The sequence below is a fragment of the Flexivirga endophytica genome, from assembly GCF_014640635.1.
Lineage (GTDB): Bacteria > Actinomycetota > Actinomycetes > Actinomycetales > Dermatophilaceae > Flexivirga > Flexivirga endophytica.
Genome location: NZ_BMHI01000007.1, coordinates 207,957 through 220,357, shown reverse-complemented (window position 1 = coordinate 220,357; position 12,401 = coordinate 207,957). Strand labels below are relative to the sequence as shown.

General features: G+C 65.7%; 21 protein-coding genes. All 21 read left to right on the top strand.

Translation table 11 applies throughout. The features are described from left to right. Positions 1–19: 19 nt before the first annotated feature. The 21 genes from rplN (at position 20) to rplQ (ending at position 12,120) form a co-directional block, all read left to right on the top strand. On the top strand, positions 20–388 hold the full coding sequence (gene rplN, locus IEX71_RS20900; RefSeq protein ID WP_188839009.1) for a 50S ribosomal protein L14: 369 nt from the start codon (positions 20–22) through the stop codon (positions 386–388). Between the two features lie 2 nt (positions 389–390). Then, positions 391–744: a 50S ribosomal protein L24 gene (gene rplX, locus IEX71_RS20895; protein ID WP_229749923.1), complete on the top strand. Its 354-nt coding sequence runs from the start codon at positions 391–393 to the stop codon at positions 742–744. Next, positions 741–1,310 (top strand): 50S ribosomal protein L5, encoded by a 570-nt coding sequence (gene rplE / locus IEX71_RS20890; RefSeq protein WP_188839008.1) that lies wholly within the window; start codon positions 741–743, stop codon positions 1,308–1,310. The genes rplX and rplE overlap by 4 nt, the downstream gene beginning before the upstream one ends. Before the next feature lie 2 nt (positions 1,311–1,312). Next, entirely contained in the window at positions 1,313–1,498 is a 186-nt protein-coding gene (locus tag IEX71_RS20885; RefSeq protein ID WP_188839007.1) for a type Z 30S ribosomal protein S14, read from the top strand. Between the two features lie 134 nt (positions 1,499–1,632). Then, on the top strand, positions 1,633–2,031 hold the full coding sequence (gene rpsH, locus IEX71_RS20880; protein ID WP_188839006.1) for a 30S ribosomal protein S8: 399 nt from the start codon (positions 1,633–1,635) through the stop codon (positions 2,029–2,031). 26 nt (positions 2,032–2,057) lie between these two features. Next, positions 2,058–2,597: a 50S ribosomal protein L6 gene (gene rplF / locus IEX71_RS20875; protein WP_188839005.1), complete on the top strand. Its 540-nt coding sequence runs from the start codon at positions 2,058–2,060 to the stop codon at positions 2,595–2,597. 3 nt (positions 2,598–2,600) lie between these two features. Beyond that, entirely contained in the window at positions 2,601–2,975 is a 375-nt protein-coding gene (gene rplR, locus IEX71_RS20870) for a 50S ribosomal protein L18 (protein WP_188839004.1), read from the top strand. 34 nt (positions 2,976–3,009) lie between these two features. Continuing rightward, positions 3,010–3,681, top strand: a complete 672-nt coding sequence (gene rpsE, locus IEX71_RS20865; RefSeq protein WP_188839003.1) for a 30S ribosomal protein S5 — start codon at positions 3,010–3,012, stop codon at positions 3,679–3,681. Then, complete coding sequence (gene rpmD / locus IEX71_RS20860) at positions 3,681–3,863, top strand: 50S ribosomal protein L30 (RefSeq protein ID WP_188839002.1); 183 nt, start codon at positions 3,681–3,683, stop codon at positions 3,861–3,863. Before rpsE ends, rpmD begins: the two co-directional genes overlap by 1 nt. 1 nt (position 3,864) lies before the next feature. Continuing rightward, a complete protein-coding gene (gene rplO / locus IEX71_RS20855) occupies positions 3,865–4,323 on the top strand; it encodes a 50S ribosomal protein L15 (protein ID WP_188839001.1) in 459 nt (152 codons plus the stop codon). Between the two features lie 371 nt (positions 4,324–4,694). After that, positions 4,695–6,017 (top strand): preprotein translocase subunit SecY, encoded by a 1,323-nt coding sequence (secY, locus tag IEX71_RS20850; protein ID WP_188839000.1) that lies wholly within the window; start codon positions 4,695–4,697, stop codon positions 6,015–6,017. A 2-nt stretch (positions 6,018–6,019) separates the two neighbouring features. After that, on the top strand, positions 6,020–6,595 hold the full coding sequence (locus IEX71_RS20845; RefSeq protein WP_188838999.1) for an adenylate kinase: 576 nt from the start codon (positions 6,020–6,022) through the stop codon (positions 6,593–6,595). Continuing rightward, positions 6,595–7,437 (top strand): type I methionyl aminopeptidase, encoded by an 843-nt coding sequence (gene map / locus IEX71_RS20840; protein WP_188839049.1) that lies wholly within the window; start codon positions 6,595–6,597, stop codon positions 7,435–7,437. The genes IEX71_RS20845 and map overlap by 1 nt, the downstream gene beginning before the upstream one ends. 172 nt (positions 7,438–7,609) lie before the next feature. After that, positions 7,610–7,771: a hypothetical protein gene (locus IEX71_RS20835; RefSeq protein WP_188838998.1), complete on the top strand. Its 162-nt coding sequence runs from the start codon at positions 7,610–7,612 to the stop codon at positions 7,769–7,771. Positions 7,772–8,087: 316 nt separating this feature from the next. After that, on the top strand, positions 8,088–8,309 hold the full coding sequence (infA, locus tag IEX71_RS20830; RefSeq protein WP_006946284.1) for a translation initiation factor IF-1: 222 nt from the start codon (positions 8,088–8,090) through the stop codon (positions 8,307–8,309). Positions 8,310–8,372: 63 nt separating this feature from the next. After that, positions 8,373–8,486: a 50S ribosomal protein L36 gene (gene rpmJ, locus IEX71_RS20825; protein ID WP_019286332.1), complete on the top strand. Its 114-nt coding sequence runs from the start codon at positions 8,373–8,375 to the stop codon at positions 8,484–8,486. Between the two features lie 202 nt (positions 8,487–8,688). Beyond that, positions 8,689–9,063 carry a 30S ribosomal protein S13 gene (rpsM, locus tag IEX71_RS20820; RefSeq protein ID WP_188838997.1) on the top strand — a complete coding sequence of 125 codons (375 nt, stop codon included), beginning with the start codon at positions 8,689–8,691 and terminating at the stop codon, positions 9,061–9,063. A gap of 47 nt (positions 9,064–9,110) precedes the next feature. Further along, entirely contained in the window at positions 9,111–9,515 is a 405-nt protein-coding gene (rpsK, locus tag IEX71_RS20815) for a 30S ribosomal protein S11 (protein WP_188838996.1), read from the top strand. Between the two features lie 29 nt (positions 9,516–9,544). Further along, positions 9,545–10,153, top strand: coding sequence for a 30S ribosomal protein S4 (gene rpsD, locus IEX71_RS20810; protein WP_188838995.1), 609 nt, complete (start codon positions 9,545–9,547; stop codon positions 10,151–10,153). 139 nt (positions 10,154–10,292) lie between these two features. Continuing rightward, complete coding sequence (locus IEX71_RS20805; RefSeq protein ID WP_188838994.1) at positions 10,293–11,312, top strand: DNA-directed RNA polymerase subunit alpha; 1,020 nt, start codon at positions 10,293–10,295, stop codon at positions 11,310–11,312. Positions 11,313–11,379: 67 nt separating this feature from the next. Further along, entirely contained in the window at positions 11,380–12,120 is a 741-nt protein-coding gene (gene rplQ, locus IEX71_RS20800) for a 50S ribosomal protein L17, sunset domain variant (protein WP_188838993.1), read from the top strand. The last annotated feature ends 281 nt before the right edge of the window (positions 12,121–12,401 follow it).

The window sequence follows — 12,401 nt, the reverse complement described above, 5'->3', positions numbered from 1 at the left end:
AGACGACAGGAGAAGAAACGTGATCCAGCAGGAGTCGCGACTGCGAGTCGCCGACAACACCGGTGCCAAGGAGATCTTGTGCATCCGTGTGCTCGGTGGCTCGGGACGTCGCTACGCCGGCATCGGTGACACCATCGTGGCGACCGTCAAGGACGCCATCCCGGGCGGAAACGTCAAGAAGGGCGATGTGGTCAAGGCGGTTGTCGTGCGTACCCGCAAGGAGAAGCGCCGTCCGGACGGCAGCTACATCAAGTTCGACGAGAACGCTGCAGTCATCCTCAAGACCGATGGTGACCCGCGCGGCACTCGCATCTTCGGCCCGGTGGGCCGCGAGCTGCGTGACAAGAAGTTCATGAAGATCATCTCGCTCGCGCCGGAGGTGCTCTGACTATGGCAGGCAAGCCGAAGATGAAGATCAAGAAGAACGACCTGGTTCAGGTCATTTCTGGCAAGGACAAGGGCCTGCAGGGCAAGGTCATCTCGGTCGACCCCGAGCGCCGGCGTGTGCTGGTCGAGGGTGTCAACCGGATCACCAAGCACGTCAAGGCCGGTCAGCCGGGTGGCGGTGCCGGTGGCATCGAGGTCACCGAGGCTCCGATCCACGTCAGCAACGTGATGATCGTGGACCCCGAGACCAACAAGCCGACGCGTATCCGGATCCGTGAGGACCAGGTGGAGCGCAACGGTCGCACCAAGACCGTTCGTACCCGCGTGTCGGTGCGATCCGGAAAGGACCTGGCATGAGTGCAAACGCACCCGAGAAGGTGGCGCCGCGCCTGAAGGCTCGCTACCACTCCGAGATCAAGGGCCAGCTGCAGGACGACTTCAAGTTCGCCAACGTGATGCAGGTGCCGACGGTGACCAAGGTCGTCGTCAACATGGGTGTCGGCGACGCCGCCCGTGACTCGAAGCTGATCGACGGCGCGATCAAGGACCTCGCGGCGATCACCGGCCAGAAGCCGGCGGTCACCAAGGCCCGCAAGTCCATCGCACAGTTCAAGCTGCGCGAGGGTATGCCGATCGGTGCGCACACCACGCTGCGCGGCGACCGCATGTGGGAGTTCCTGGACCGGCTGATCTCGATCGCGCTGCCGCGCATCCGCGACTTCCGCGGACTGTCGCCCAAGCAGTTCGACGGCAACGGCAACTACACCTTCGGTCTGACCGAGCAGTCGGTGTTCTACGAGATCGACCAGGACAAGATCGACCGGGTCCGCGGTATGGACATCACGGTCGTGACGACTGCGAGCAACGACGACGAGGGACGGGCGCTGCTGAAGCACCTCGGCTTCCCTTTTAAGGAGAACTGAGCATGGCGAAGAAGGCCCTGGTCAACAAGGCCAACAAGAAGCCGAAGTTCGCCGTGCGCGGTTACACCCGCTGCCAGCGCTGCGGACGTCCGCACTCGGTCTACCGCAAGTTCGGCCTGTGCCGGATCTGCTTGCGCGAGATGGCGCACCGCGGCGAGCTGCCCGGCGTCACCAAGTCCAGTTGGTGAATCCGGTATGACGAGAAGGCTTCTCGTCATACCGGCTTCGGCCAGCACACCTGCATAAACCACGTAACAACTACACCGAAGGTCCGCACTCCACTGGGGAGCAGAAACCACGGTGAGAAGGGCAAGTGCCCACCATGACCATGACCGACCCGATCGCGGACATGTTGACCCGCGTCCGGAACGCCAACTCGGCGCACCACGACTCGGCGACGATGCCGCACAGCAAGCTCAAGTCGCACATCGCCGAGATCCTCCAGGCGGAGGGTTACATCTCGGGGTTCCGCGTCGAGGGCGAGGGTGTCGACAAGACGCTCACCATCGACCTGAAGTACGGCCCCAACCGGGAGCGCTCCATCGCCGGCGTCCGCCGCGTGAGCAAGCCCGGCCTGCGGGTCTACGCCAAGTCCACCAACCTGCCGAAGGTTCTCGGCGGTCTCGGCGTTGCCATCCTTTCCACATCGTCCGGCCTGTTGACCGACAGGCAAGCGGCGAGCAAGGGCGTTGGCGGGGAAGTCCTCGCCTACGTCTGGTGACCCGGAACAGATAAGGAGTTAGACAGATGTCGCGTATTGGACGTCTCCCCGTTCCGGTGCCCAGCGGTGTCGAGGTGACCATCGACGGCCAGGCCGTCGCGGTCAAGGGCCCCAAGGGCCAGCTCGCACTCACCGTGCCGGAGCCGATCACCGTCGCCAAGGGCGAGGACGGTGTGATCGATGTGTCGCGCCCCAACGATGAGCGTGACGCGCGGTCCCGCCACGGCCTGACCCGCAGCCTCATCAACAACATGGTCGTCGGTGTGACCGACGGCTTCACCAAGAAGCTGGAGATCCACGGCACGGGTTACCGCGTGACGGCCAAGGGTTCGGACCTCGAGTTCGCCCTCGGTTACAGCCACACGATCCTGGTCAAGGCTCCGGAGGGCATCACCTTCGCGGTCGAGAACCCCACCCGGTTCTCGGTCAGCGGTGTCGACAAGCAGCAGGTCGGTGAGGTTGCCGCCAACATCCGCAAGCTGCGCAAGCCCGACCCGTACAAGGCAAAGGGTGTTCGCTACGAAGGCGAGCACATCCGCCGCAAGGTCGGAAAGGCTGGTAAGTAAGCCATGGCAAAGATTGTGAAGCGTTCCACGAGCAAGGCTGCGGCCCGCGCTCGGCGTCACTTCCGGCTGCGCAAGCGCGTGTCCGGTACGGCGCAGCGCCCCCGCCTGGTCGTCAACCGTTCCTCGCGCCACGTGTTCGTGCAGGTCGTCGACGACACCGTCGGCAAGACTGTCGCGTCCGCGTCGACCATGGAGGCGGACCTGCGTGCACTCGACGGTGACAAGACCGCCAAGGCCCGCAAGGTCGGCGAGCTCGTCGCCGAGCGCGCCAAGGCGGCCGGTGTCGAGGCTGTTGTCTTCGACCGCGGCGGCAACAAGTACGCCGGACGGGTCGCCGCCATCGCGGACGGCGCTCGTGAAGGTGGTTTGACACTGTGACCCGCAAGTTCAACGTCGAGATGAGGAAGCACTGATGCCTGGACCCCAGCGTCGAGGCGCTGCCGGCTCCACCGGCAGCGGCCCGAACGACAACAACAACAACGACCGTCGCGACAACCGTCGCGGCCGGGACAACGACCGCGGCGGCCGCCGTGGTGGCGACGACCGCAACCAGTACCTCGAGCGCGTCGTCACCATCAACCGTGTCGCCAAGGTCGTGCAGGGTGGTCGTCGCTTCAGCTTCACCGCGCTCGTCGTCGTCGGTGACGGTCAGGGGACCGTCGGCGTCGGCTACGGCAAGGCCAAGGAAGTGCCGTCCGCCATCGCCAAGGGTGTCGAGGAAGCGAAGAAGTCCTTCTTCCGCGTCCCGATGATCGGCGGCACCATCCCGCACCCGGTGCAGGGTGAAGCCGCTGCCGGCGTCGTCTTGCTGCGCCCGGCCAGCCCCGGTACCGGTGTCATCGCCGGTGGTCCGGTGCGCGCCGTGCTCGAGTGCGCGGGTATCCACGACGTGTTGTCCAAGTCGCTCGGCTCGGACAACGCGATCAACATCGTGCACGCGACGGTGACTGCCCTCAAGAGCCTGGAGCGTCCCGAGGCCGTTGCCGCCCGTCGCGGCCTGCCGCTGGACCAGGTCGCCCCGGCTGCGATGCAGCACGCGATGGCCGAAGCCGCCGCTGCGCAGAGCGACAAGGCAGGTGCCTGATGGCAAACACGCTGGTTGTGACTCAGATCCGCTCCGAGATCGGTGGCAAGCCCCAGCACCGGGAGACCTTGCGGTCGCTCGGCCTGAAGCGGATCGGTCACACGGTCGAGAAGCCGGACAGCCCGGAATTCCGCGGCATGGTTCGCGCGGTCGCCCACCTGGTGACCGTCGAGGAGAAGTGAAATGACTGAAGAGAAGACGCACGCACTGAAGGTGCACCACCTGCGTCCTGCTCCCGGTGCCAAGACCGCCAAGACCCGTGTGGGTCGCGGTGAGGGCTCCAAGGGCAAGACCGCCGGTCGAGGCACCAAGGGCACGAAGGCGCGTTACCAGGTGCCCGAGGGCTTCGAGGGTGGCCAGACGCCGATCCACATGCGACTGCCGAAGATGCGGGGCTTCAAGAACCCGTTCAAGGTCACGTACCAGGTTGTCAACCTGGACAAGATCTCGGCACTGTTCCCCGACGGCGGCGACGTCACCGTCGAGGACCTGGTCGCCAAGGGCGCGGTCCGCAAGGGTCAGCCGGTCAAGGTGCTCGGCACCGGCGAGATCACCGTCACGGTGAACCTCACCGTGCAGAAGTTCTCCGCATCGGCCAAGGACAAGGTCGAGGCTGCGGGCGGCACGATCACTGCCGCTTGAGGCAGCTCGTGACGACGCAGCTCTGAAGCGCCCCGCGGGAACGACGAGACGGTAGCTCTCGTTGTTTCCCGCGGGGCGCTTTCGCGCCTTCGAGTACACGTTCGTCGGCGCGGCGACCAGGAACGAGCCGCGGCACCGCGGCGAACGGTTTTTCGCCATCAGGTAGCACTGCTTTCGTGTCACCCAACGGTTCACCCGGCGAGCCAGCCAGGTAATCTCTGCACGAGGCTTGTTCCGTATCAAGTTCACAGCCAGCTCAAGAAGTGCCTCCACCGACCGGTGTGGGCCGGTCGGCTAGCGGTCCTCACCGGACCAGCCGGCACTCGTCATGGCTCACCTCCTGCACGGAGGTCTGCCCAGGAGGACTCACGTTGCTCAACGTCTTCGGCCGCGCGTTCCGCACGCCCGAGCTACGGAACAAGATCTTGTTCACGCTGGCTATCGTTGCCGTTTTCCGGCTTGGCTCACACGTCCCGGCCCCCGGCATCAACTACACACAGGTGCAGGCCTGTCAGAACGGCTCGGGTGGGCAGCAGTCGCTGCTGGGCCTGGCCAACCTGTTCTCCGGTGGCGCCCTGTTGCAGCTGTCGATCTTCGCGCTGGGCATCATGCCCTACATCACCGCGACGATCATCGTGCAGCTGTTGACCGTCGTGATCCCGAAGTTCGAGCAGCTGAAGAAGGAGGGGCAGTCCGGGCAGGCCAAGATGACGCAGTACACGCGTTATCTGACCATCGGGCTGGCCATCCTGCAGTCCTCCACGCTGGTCACCGCGGTGCACAACAACCCGCAGTCGATCCTTGGCTCCGGCCCGGCCTGCGCCGACATCATGACCGACGGCGCCATGCCGACGCTGGTCATCATGGTGCTGACCTTCACCGCCGGTACCGGACTGATCATGTGGCTCGGTGAGCAGGTCACCGAGAAGGGCGTCGGTCAGGGCATGTCGATCCTGATCCTTGTCTCCGTCGCCGCTCGCGTCCCCTCCGAGATCTGGTCGATCCACAACCAGGGCTGGGGCAAGTTCTTCGTCGTCGTACTCATGGGCCTGGTCATCCTGACGGTCGTGGTCTACGTCGAGAACTCCATCCGGCGCTTGCCGGTGCAATACGCCAAGCGGATGATCGGCCGGCGGATGTATGGCGGCACGTCGACCTACATCCCGCTCAAGGTCAACATGGCTAACGTGATACCGATCATCTTCGCCAGCTCGCTGCTGTCGTTGCCGGTGATGGTCGCGCAGTTCACCAACCCGCAGGGCGGCACCAAGGCGCCGTCGGGCTGGGCCGAATGGATCTTCAACAACCTGGGCAAGAGCGACCACCCGTCATACATGATCGTCTACACGCTGTTGAACGTCTTCTTCACGTTCTTCTACGTGTCGATCACCTATCAGCCCGATGAGGTGGCGGACGGACTGAAGCAGTCCGGCTCGTTCATCCCGGGCGTGCGCGCGGGCAAGGCGACCTCGAAGTACATCAACTACGTGCTCTCCCGGATCACCGTCGGCGGCGCGATCTACCTGGCGATCATCGCCCTGATCCCGTTGATCGCCCTCGCCCTGGTGGGGACCAACCAGAACTTCCCGTTCGGTGGCGCCTCCATCATCATCCTCGTAGGTGTCGGTCTCGATACCGTCAAGCAGATCAACTCCAAGCTGCAGCAGCACCATTACGAAGGGTTCCTGAGATAACAATGCGCCTCATCATTCTGGGTCCGCCGGGTGCGGGCAAAGGCACGCAAGCCGAGCGGATCTGCGGATCACGAGGCATCCCACACATCTCCACCGGTGACATCTTCCGCGACAACATCCGCCGCGAGACACCCCTGGGCAAGCAGGTGACCGGCATCCTCGACGCGGGCGGCTACGTCCCTGATGAGATCACCAACCAGATCGTGGCCGACCGGCTCGCCCAGGACGACGCGCGGGACGGCTTCCTGCTCGACGGCTACCCGCGCACGGTCGCGCAGGTCGAAGCACTCGACACCCTGCTCGCCGGTTGGGGACACGCACTGGACGCGGTCCTCGAGCTGCAGGTGGACGAGCAGGAGCTGGTGACCCGGCTGGTGAAGCGGGCCGAGACCAGTGGTCGCACCGACGACACCGAGGACGTCATCCGCGAGCGGCAGCGCATCTACCGCGAGGAGACGGCGCCGCTGGTGCGCATCTACTCCGAGCGGCACCTCGTGGTGCCGGTCGACGGTGTGGGTGAGCTCGACGAGGTGTCGGAGCGCATCAGCACCGCACTGGACGGGCTCCCGACCGCGTGATCTTCGGCCGGGAACGGCTGCCGGTCAAGACACCCGAGCAGATCCTGCTCATGCGTCGCGCCGGCCTGGTGGTCGGCGAGTGCCTCGAGCTGCTCCGGACCTCCGCCCACGCCGGTATGACGACAGGGGCCCTCGACGCGATCGCCGAGGAGTTCATCCGCGGCAAGGGCGGCACCCCCAGCTTCCTCGGTTACTACGGTTTCACCGGCACGCTCTGCGTCTCGGTCAACGACGAGGTCGTGCACGGTATCCCCGGCGCGCGGGTGCTGGAGGAGGGTGACCTGGTCTCGATCGACTGTGGCGCGATCGTCGAGGGGTGGCACGGTGACGCTGCCATCACCCTCGTCGTCGGTGGTGACGCCGCTGCCCGCGCCGAGGACCTGCAGTTGTCGGCGGCGACCCACCGGGCGCTGTGGGCCGGCATCGCCGCGCTGCGGCCGGGTATCGGCATCTATGAGCTCGGCGGTGTCATCGAGGACTCGGTGATCGCCAGCGGCGCCGCAGATGCGCACCACTACGGCATCCTCGACGGCTACACCGGGCACGGCATCGGCACCGAGATGCACATGGAGCCCACCGTCTACAACGAACGCGTTCGCCCGCGCGGCCCGGAGGTGCGCACCGGCGCGACCGTCGCCATCGAGCCGATGCTGACCCTCGGCACCCACGAGTCGCACGAACTCGCCGACGAATGGACCGTGGTGACCGATGACGGCCGGCGCGCCGCCCACTGGGAGCACACCGTGGCGGTCACCGAGGGCGGGCTGTGGGTGCTGACCGCGGTCGACGGGGGAGCGGCCGAGCTCGCCGCGGCCGGCGCGTCATACGCACCGATCGGTTAGCCGCCGGAGGGCGAGCCGCGGCCTTCGCCGAACGCCAGCGGGGCGAGCCTCCGCAGTGGCAGGCTTGGACGGTGCCGGTCGGTGCGGCACGACTGCGCAGCGCCGGTGGCCACCAGGGAGGACGGCGCCCGCTGCGGCTGGTCGTCCTGAAACACAACGAAGGGGACAAGACATGACTGAGACACCGAACGAAGGCGAGCGTCACCCGGACGGTTGGGCCGCGTGGGGCAAGCAGGACGGTGAGCCGCTGAAGCCGACCCCGCAACAGCCGCTCGAGTCCGTCGAGAGCGACTCGGAGGACACCGGCGAGCAAGCTCCCGACAAGAAGAGCTGATCGCCGGGGTCTTCAGAGCCACCGCTGACGCCGGCCGGTCACGTGCACCTACGCACGTGACCGGCCGGTATGCCGTTCTCCACCGGCCAGGTGGTCTTCCTTGCCGATTTGGGACGCCAGCCGGTCGGCGGGTAGACTGATCCGTCGGGTCTGGAGTGTCTGTTTCCGCGCGCACGATCCATCGCCATTCCGCTTCGGGGTTCACCACGAACTGTGATTGGCGTGTGTCCACACCTCGGAGCAGGCACGGCATACCCGACGTCATCAGGGGCGTTCTCAACCGGAGAACGCCTCGCCGAGAATCAGTTAGGAAGGCATGGCCAAGAAGGACGGTGTCATCGAGATCGAGGGCACGATCGTCGAGGCCCTCCCGAACGCAATGTTTCGGGTGGAGCTGACCAACGGTCACAAAGTGCTCGCACACATCTCCGGCAAAATGCGACAGCACTACATCCGGATCCTCCCTGAGGACCGGGTCGTGGTGGAGCTGAGCCCGTATGACCTGACCCGCGGCCGGATCGTCTTCCGCTACCGCTGATTCGTCGGCATGTTCGCACCGCCACCGCGTCCCGCGGTGGCCTGACTTCAAGACAGTAGGCAGATGAAGGTCCAGCCGAGCGTCAAGAAGATTTGCGACAAGTGCAAGGTGATCCGCCGCAACGGTCGGGTCATGGTGATCTGCGAGAACGCTCGCCACAAGCAGCGCCAGGGCTGATCACCTGCACGACTCGCGTCTTCACATCGGACGCAAGAAGTGAACAACTGAACATCTTTGATTCGCGTGATCCTCACTCCACGTCCTCGGACGTGGACGTCACCTCGGGCGCAGAGGCCCGAGACCCAGCAACCCAGCCACTCCGGCTGATGCGGGAACGGTCACGCACCAGACCTCTGCGAGACAACAGGAGAAATGCCTGATGGCACGTTTGATCGGTGTCGACCTGCCGCGTGAGAAGCGCGTCGAGGTTGCACTTACCTACATTTTCGGCGTCGGGAAGACCCGCGCCGCGCAGGCGCTGGCAGCTACCAGCGTCAGCCCGGACACCCGTGTCCGCGACCTCTCCGAAGACGAAGTCGTCAAACTGCGTGACTTCCTCGAGGGCAGCTTCCGCCTCGAGGGTGACTTGCGGCGCGAGATCGCCTCTGACATTCGCCGCAAGGTCGAGATCGGTTCCTACCAGGGTCTGCGCCACCGCCGGGGTCTGCCCGTGCACGGCCAGCGCACCAAGACCAACGCCCGCACCCGCAAGGGTCCGAAGCGCACGGTCGCCGGTAAGAAGAAGGCCAAGTAATCCCTCTCGGGACACCCATTTTTCGACTTTAGTTTTCAGGAGAATTCATGCCTCCCAAGAGCCGTCAGGCTTCCGGCGCCAAAAAGGTGCGCCGCAAGGAGAAGAAGAACGTCGCTGCGGGCCACGCCTACATCCGCAGCACCTTCAACAACACGATCGTCTCGATCACCGACCCCGCCGGTGCGGTGATTTCTTGGGCGTCGGCCGGTCAGGTCGGCTTCAAGGGCTCGCGCAAGTCGACGCCGTATGCCGCGCAGATGGCCGCTGAGGCCGCCGCGCGTCGTGCGATGGACCACGGCATGCGCAAGGTCGACGTCTTCGTCAAGGGTCCGGGTTCGGGCCGCGAGACCGCGATCCGTTCGCTGGCCGCTGCCGGCCTCGAGGTCGGAGCGATCTCCGACGTCACTCCGCAGCCGCACAACGGCGTCCGCCAGCCCAAGCGTCGTAGCTGACGACCTTCACTTCCAAGGAGATTTGACCCATGGCCCGTTACACCGGCCCGATCACCAAGAAGTCGCGTCGTCTCAAGACCGACCTCGTCGGTGGCGACAAGAACTTCGAAATGCGTCCCTTCCCTCCCGGCCAGCACGGCCGTGGTCGGGTGCAGGAGAAGGAATACCTCACCCAGTTGCAGGAGAAGCAGAAGGCTCGCTTCACCTACGGCGTGATGGAGAAGCAGTTCGTCCGCTACTACAAGGAAGCAGCTCGTCGCCCCGGCAAGACCGGTGAGAACCTGCTGGTAATCCTGGAGTCGCGCCTGGACAGCGTCATCTACCGCGCCGGACTGGCTCGCACCCGCCGCGCTGCCCGCCAGATGGTGACCCACGGTCACTTCGAGGTCAACGGCAAGCGCGTCGACGTCCCGTCATACCGCGTGGAGCAGTACGACATCATCACCGTCCGCAAGCAGTCCCGGGAGAAGTTCCCGGTCCAGCTGGCTCGCGAGACCTTCGGTGAGCGGCAGGCCCCGGCCTGGATGCACGTCGTGCCCGAGACGCTGCAGATCCTGATCCACTCGCTGCCCACGCGCGAGCAGATCGACATCGCGCTGACCGAGCAGCTCATCGTCGAGCTCTACTCGAAGAACTGAGTCCGCACGCCGGTCGAGCAGCGGCACGCTGCTCGACCGGCGCTGTCGGCATACAACTCAATAGCGGCAAGCGAATACAGAGTCGTTTGCGGTTCACAGGGCTTCATATAGCGGTGGCCCTGAGGAAAGGAAACAAGAAGTGCTTATTGCACAGCGCCCCTCACTCAGCGAAGACGTTGTCTCCGACAACCGCTCGCGTTTCGTCATCGAGCCGCTGGAGCCGGGCTTCGGCTACACGCTCGGCAACTCCCTGCGTCGCACGCTGCTCTCGAGCATCCCGGGTGCCGCGGTCACCAGCCTGCGCATCGACGGCGTGCAGCACGAGTTCTCCACGATCCCAGGTGTCAAGGAAGACGTCACCGAGATCATCCTGAACGTCAAGGGCCTGGTCGTCTCCTCGGAGCACGACGAGCCGGTCGTCATGTACCTGCGCAAGCAGGGGCCCGGCGAGGTCACCGCCGCCGACATCGCACCGCCGGCCGGTGTCGAGGTGCACAACGCCGACCTGCACATCGCGACCCTGAACGACAAGGGCAAGATCGAGATGGAGCTGACCGTCGAGCGCGGCCGCGGCTACGTCTCGGCGCAGCAGAACAAGTCGGCCGATCACGAGATCGGCCGCATCCCGGTCGACTCGATCTACTCGCCGGTCCTCGCCGTGACCTACAAGGTCGAAGCGACCCGTGTCGAGCAGCGCACCGACTTCGACAAGCTGATCGTCGACGTGGAGACCAAGAACGCCATCGCCCCGCGCGACGCCATGGCCTCCGCCGGCAAGACCCTGGTCGAGCTGTTCGGCCTGGCCCGCGAGCTCAACGTCGAGGCCGAGGGCATCGACATGGGCCCGAGCCCGACCGACGCCGCCCTGGCCGCCGACCTGGCGCTGCCGATCGAGGACCTGGACCTGACGGTCCGCTCCTACAACTGCCTCAAGCGCGAGGGCATCCACACTGTGGGTGAGCTCGTCGGACGCAGCGAGGCCGACCTGCTGGACATCCGCAACTTCGGTGCGAAGTCCATCGACGAGGTCAAGGACAAGCTGGTCGAGATGGGCCTGCAGCTCAAGGACAGCCCTCCCGGGTTCGACGCGAGCGCCATTGCGGACCGTTACGACGACGAGGACGCCGACGGCAGCTTCGCCGAAGACGAGCAGTACTGAGCAACCGCCACCAACGTTCGCGGAATCACGTTGTAGGACAACGTGATTCGACATACAAGGAGAATTCATGCCTACCCCAACAAAGGGTCCCCGTCTCGGTGGCGGCCCCGCGCACGAGCGGCTGATCCTGGCCAACCTGGCGCAGGCACTGTTCGAGCACGACCGGATCACCACGACCGAGGCCAAGGCAAAGCGGCTGCGCCCGCTCGCCGAGCGTCTGGTCACCTTCGCCAAGCGCGGTGACCTGCACGCCCGTCGTCGGGTCATGACCGTCATCCGTGACAAGGGTGTCGTGCACCGTCTCTTCACCGAGATCGCGCCCGACATGGCCGACCGCCAGGGCGGCTACACCCGCATCACCAAGATCGGTCCCCGCAAGGGCGACAACGCGCCGATGGCCGTCATCGAACTCGTTCGCGAGCCGGTCAACGCCAAGCCGAAGCGCGCCGTCGTTGCCGAGGCCGAGGCCGCCACGAAGCGTTCGGTCAAGGAGGACGCGGCTGCTGCCGAGTCCACCGACGAGTCCGCCGAGGGCAAGTTCGGTCCCGAGTCCGCTGCTCCGCTCGAGGGCGGCGCGTCGCCCGACGCTGAGAAGTTCACGGTCAAGGGCAACGAGGACTCGATGAAGTACCACGTCGCCGGTTCGCGTTGGTACGACTCGACCGTCGCCGAGGTCTGGTTCACCACGGCCGAGGCCGCTGCTGCCGCAGGCTTCGAGCCGGCCGGTGGCGAGAAGGCTCAGCAGGTCGAGGCGGACGACGCCGAGGCCGCTGAGGCTGACGACGCCGAGGGCTCCGAGAAGGAGTAACTCTCCGTACGACAACGGGAAGGCCCGGATCCGCGCAAGCGGCTCCGGGCCTTTTCGTCGGTATGCCGGGCCCCCGGCCGGGGGACGCGCATCAGTCTCCCCAGTGTCGGGTTGTGCACGGGTTCGGGGTGCGGGGCCGGTCAGGTGGTGACACCGGGTCGGGTCGTGCACGGGTTCGGGGTGCGGGGGCCGGTCAGGTGGTGACACCGGGTCGGGTTGTGCACGGGTTCGGGGTGCGGGGCCGGTCAGGTGGTGACACCGGGTCGGGTCCTGCACGCCGT

Excerpts from the sequence above, each read along its gene's own strand:
- rplO (WP_188839001.1), top strand. The coding sequence starts at position 3,865 with ATGACTGAAGAGAAGACGCACGCACTGAAGGTGCACCACCTGCGTCCT.
- rpsE (WP_188839003.1), top strand. The coding sequence starts at position 3,010 with ATGCCTGGACCCCAGCGTCGAGGCGCTGCCGGCTCCACCGGCAGCGGC.
- rplR (WP_188839004.1), top strand. The coding sequence starts at position 2,601 with ATGGCAAAGATTGTGAAGCGTTCCACGAGCAAGGCTGCGGCCCGCGCT.
- rpsM (WP_188838997.1), top strand. The coding sequence starts at position 8,689 with ATGGCACGTTTGATCGGTGTCGACCTGCCGCGTGAGAAGCGCGTCGAG.
- rpsH (WP_188839006.1), top strand. The coding sequence starts at position 1,633 with ATGACCATGACCGACCCGATCGCGGACATGTTGACCCGCGTCCGGAAC.
- rpmJ (WP_019286332.1), top strand. The coding sequence starts at position 8,373 with ATGAAGGTCCAGCCGAGCGTCAAGAAGATTTGCGACAAGTGCAAGGTG.
- IEX71_RS20885 (WP_188839007.1), top strand. The coding sequence starts at position 1,313 with ATGGCGAAGAAGGCCCTGGTCAACAAGGCCAACAAGAAGCCGAAGTTC.
- rplQ (WP_188838993.1), top strand. The coding sequence starts at position 11,380 with ATGCCTACCCCAACAAAGGGTCCCCGTCTCGGTGGCGGCCCCGCGCAC.
- rpmD (WP_188839002.1), top strand. The coding sequence starts at position 3,681 with ATGGCAAACACGCTGGTTGTGACTCAGATCCGCTCCGAGATCGGTGGC.
- rpsD (WP_188838995.1), top strand. The coding sequence starts at position 9,545 with ATGGCCCGTTACACCGGCCCGATCACCAAGAAGTCGCGTCGTCTCAAG.
- rplX (WP_229749923.1), top strand. The coding sequence starts at position 391 with ATGGCAGGCAAGCCGAAGATGAAGATCAAGAAGAACGACCTGGTTCAG.
- rplF (WP_188839005.1), top strand. The coding sequence starts at position 2,058 with ATGTCGCGTATTGGACGTCTCCCCGTTCCGGTGCCCAGCGGTGTCGAG.
- IEX71_RS20835 (WP_188838998.1), top strand. The coding sequence starts at position 7,610 with ATGACTGAGACACCGAACGAAGGCGAGCGTCACCCGGACGGTTGGGCC.
- rplE (WP_188839008.1), top strand. The coding sequence starts at position 741 with ATGAGTGCAAACGCACCCGAGAAGGTGGCGCCGCGCCTGAAGGCTCGC.
- IEX71_RS20845 (WP_188838999.1), top strand. The coding sequence starts at position 6,020 with ATGCGCCTCATCATTCTGGGTCCGCCGGGTGCGGGCAAAGGCACGCAA.
- infA (WP_006946284.1), top strand. The coding sequence starts at position 8,088 with ATGGCCAAGAAGGACGGTGTCATCGAGATCGAGGGCACGATCGTCGAG.
- rpsK (WP_188838996.1), top strand. The coding sequence starts at position 9,111 with ATGCCTCCCAAGAGCCGTCAGGCTTCCGGCGCCAAAAAGGTGCGCCGC.